The 3,945-nt window shown below is 67.5% G+C and carries 2 protein-coding genes; both read left to right on the forward strand.

The genetic code is table 11. The annotated features are described in order from the left end of the window. A partial coding sequence (polA, locus tag SB4_RS18170; protein ID WP_058753688.1) for a DNA polymerase I occupies positions 1–2,530 on the forward strand: 2,530 nt, incomplete at its 5' end. 22 nt (positions 2,531–2,552) lie between these two features. Continuing rightward, on the forward strand, positions 2,553–3,945 hold a 1,393-nt coding region (locus SB4_RS18175; RefSeq protein WP_058753687.1), incomplete at its 3' end, for a lipopolysaccharide biosynthesis protein.

Consider the following 3,945-nt stretch of genomic DNA (forward strand, 5'->3'; position numbering starts at 1 on the left):
ACCCCCGCCCGATCTGGTCCCCCAGTTTCCTATGATCCGCGACGCCACCCGCGCCTTCTCGCTGCCCTGCATCGAGGAGATGGGGCTGGAAGCCGACGACCTGATCGCCTGCTACGCCCGCGCCGCATTGGAGCAGGGCTGGCAGGTCACGATCGTGTCGGGCGACAAGGACCTGATGCAGCTGGTCGAGGATGGCAGCCTCGATATGCTCGACACGATGAACAACCGGCGGCTGGGCGAGGCCTATGTCGTCGAGAAGTTCGGCGTCGGCCCGAAGCAGCTGGGCGATGTGCTCGCGCTGATGGGCGACAGCGTCGATAACGTGCCGGGCGTGCCGGGTGTCGGCCCCAAGACCGCCTCCAAGCTGATCGTCGAGCATGGCGACTTGGAATCCGTCCTCGCCGCCGCGCCCGAGATGAAGAAGGGCAAGCTGCGCGACAATCTGATCGAACATGCCGAGAATGCCCGGCTGTCGAAGCGGCTGGTCACGCTGGAATGCAACGCGCCGCTGCCGCAGCCGCTGGAGGAACTGGCGCTGCATCCGACCATCCCGGATGCGCCCTTGCGCGCGTTTCTGGAGCATCACGGCTTCCGCTCGTTGATCGCCAAGATGGGCCAGATCACCGACGACGCCGCGCCCGCCCCTGCCGCCGGAGAGCCCGCGCCCGCCGCGCCGATGGACGATGACGAGCCGTGCAATCTCGACGGCTATATCACCGTGCAGGACCTCGCCACGCTCGACCAGTGGGTGGCCGAGGCGCGTCACCAGGGCTTCGTCGCGATCGACACCGAGACCAGCTCGACCGACGCGACCCAGGCCGAGCTGGTCGGGGTCAGCCTGTGCCTGGTGCCCAACAAGGCCTGCTATATCCCGTTGGGGCATGGCGGCACCGATCTGCTCTCGGAAGTGCCGGTGCAGATTCCGGTCACGGCGGCCTTGGAGCGGATCAAGGCGCTCTGCGAAGACCCGTCCGTCCTGAAGATCGGCCAGAATCTGAAATTCGACATGATCGTGCTGGGCGAGCGCGGCATCGCCATCGCACCGCATGACGACACCATCGTCCTGAGCTTCGACCTCGACGCCGGCCTGCACGGCCACGGCATGGACGAGCTGGCCGCGACGCATCTGTCGCACACCTGCCTCGCCTTCAAGGAGGTGGTGGGCACCGGCAAGAAGCAGCTTGGCTTCCACGAAGTCGATCTGAAGACCGCGACCCGCTACGCCGCCGAGGATGCCGACGTCACGCTGCGGCTGTGGAAGCGGTTCAAGGCGCGCCTTCCCATGGAGCAGGCGACGCGCGTGTATGAGATGGTCGACCGGCCGCTCGTCCCCGTCATCGCGGGCATGGAGCGGCGCGGGATCAAGGTCGATCGCGAGCGCCTGTCGCAACTCTCGACCGAGTTCGCTGGACAGATCGCCGCGCTGGAGGGCGAAATCCACACGCTGGCGGGCACCCCCTTCACCATCGGCAGCCCCAAGCAGCTGGGCGAAATCCTGTTCGACCGCCTCGGCCTGAAGGGCGGGCGCAAGGGCAAGTCGGGCGTCTATTCGACCGACGTGACCGAACTCGAACGCCTGGCGCGCGACGGTGGCGAGGCGGCGGAGATCGTTCGCAAGATCCTGGAATGGCGTCAGCTCTCCAAGCTGAAGAGCACCTATACCGACGCGCTCCAGGCGCAGATCAACCCCAAGACCGGCCGCGTCCACACCAGCTACAGCCTGACCGGCGCACAGACCGGCCGCCTGTCCTCAACCGAACCGAACCTTCAGAACATTCCGATCCGCACCGAGGTCGGGCGGCAGCTGCGCGAGGCGTTCATCGCCGAGCCCGGCCATGTTCTGATCGCCGCCGACTATTCGCAGATCGAGCTGCGCCTCGCCGCACATATGGCCGACGTACCCGCCCTGCGCGATGCCTTCGCCAATGGCGACGACATCCACAGCCTGACCGCCAAGGAGCTGTTCGGCGAGGTCAATCGCGACACGCGCGGGCGGGCCAAGACGATCAACTTCGCCATCCTCTACGGCATTTCGCGCTGGGGCCTGGCCGGTCGTCTCGACGTGTCGGCGGACGAGGCGCAAGCGATGATCGACCGCTATTTCGAGCGGTTCCCCGGCATCAACCGCTACATCGCCGAAACGCTGTCGAGCGTGCGCGAGAAGGGCTTTACCGAGACTCTGTTCGGTCGAAAAACGCACTTCCCGCGCATCGCCTCGCGCAACCAGGGCGAGCGGCAGGGGGCCGAGCGCGCCGCGATCAATGCGCCGATCCAAGGGACCAGCGCCGACATCATCAAGCGCGCCATGGTCCGCATGGAACCCGCACTCGCCGCCGCCGGGCTGGGCCATGTGCGGATGCTGCTGCAGGTGCACGACGAACTGGTGTTCGAGGCGCCCGAGGCGGATGCCGAAGCGGCAGGCCAGGTCATTCGCGAAGTGATGGCGGGCGCGGCCGAACCGGCGGTGTCGCTGTCGGTGCCGCTGGGCGTCGAGATCGGCTTCGGCAAGAGCTGGGGCGCGGCGCATTGATCCGCGCCGGCACGCCCCACTAATGGCCCAATCCCAGGACATCGATGCGCTTGCGAAAGGCGGGCGGACTAATATCGCGGGATTCATCCTGCGACTGGCGGCGCGTATCCCCTTCCTGTTCATCGCGGGGAGAATCTACGGCCCCGATCTGGTCGGGCGCTTCGCCATCGCGGTGGTGGTGGTCGAACTCGCCGCGCTGATCGCCACGCTGGGTATGAAGCGGGGCCTTGCGCAGGCGCTGGCCTCGACCGACCGGCCGCACGTCCATGTCGTGTGGGACGCGATGGCGCTGGCGTTCCTCGCCTCGGTCGCGGCGAGTACCGTGCTGTGGAGCTTCCCCGAGCTTCTCTATCCCAATAGCGCGATCACCGGGCTGGACCGGTGGCTGCCGTGCATCATCGTCGCCATCGCCTGGTCCGACGTCAGCCTCGCCGCGCTCGCCTATCGCCACAACGTCAAGGCGACCGTGACCGCGCGCGCGGTGATCGAACCCTGGACCATCTCGATCGCGGCCTGGGTGTTTTCCTTCTTCACCATCCGCGACGGCCTCGTCCTGTCCTATGTCGCGTCGATGACCGCGGCACTGATCGCCAGCCTGGTGCCGTTCCTGCGCAGCTATGGCCTGCCGCAGGGATGGAGCCCGCACCTCGCCCGCGTCTTCGCGCTCGCCCGCGCCAATGCGCCGCTGGCGGGGGCGGACGCGCTGGAATGGGGCACGCGCAATGTCGACCGCTTCATCCTGGGCGTGATGTTCGAGCCGCGCGTCGTCGGCATCTATTACATGGCGCAGCAGGTGGCATCCTTGCCGCAGAAGCTGAAGACCAGCTTCGACCCGATCCTGGGCCCCGTCATCACCCAGAGCCTGGCCAATGGCGACATGGGCGCGATCGCGCGGCAGGTCCGGCAGGTCGCCTTCTGGATCATGGCGGCGCAAGGGTGCCTGGCGCTGATGGGCTCGATCCCCGGCGAAGGCGTGATGGGTGTGGTCGGCCCGCAATTTGTCTCGGGCACCGCCGCGCTCGCCTTTCTGCTGTTCGCCGAGGTGCTGGCCTCGACCGGCGCGGTGTGCGAATCGGCGCTGGTCTATACCGCGCGGCACCGCAACCTGATGATCTCGATCGCGATGCTGGGCGTGCAGATCGGCCTCAGCTTCGCGCTGATCCTGGGGATGCGCGCGCTCGGCTGGCCGCAGACCTGGGCGGCGGCCGGTCCCGCCGTGGCGCTGGCGATGAGCGTGACCATGACCTCGGTCATCAAGGCGCGCGTGTTGTCGCGTATCTTGAAGGCACCGGTATCGCCCTTCCGCTGGCCGCTGGTCTGGGCGGCGGGGGCGGCGGTCGTGGTGGGGGGGCCGTTTACCAGGCTGCCCAAGCGGCTGGAATGGGCCGAGCTGCTGTTCGGCGAGCACGCCATGG

This window comes from Sphingomonas sanguinis, from assembly GCF_001476905.1.
GTDB lineage: Bacteria > Pseudomonadota > Alphaproteobacteria > Sphingomonadales > Sphingomonadaceae > Sphingomonas > Sphingomonas sanguinis_B.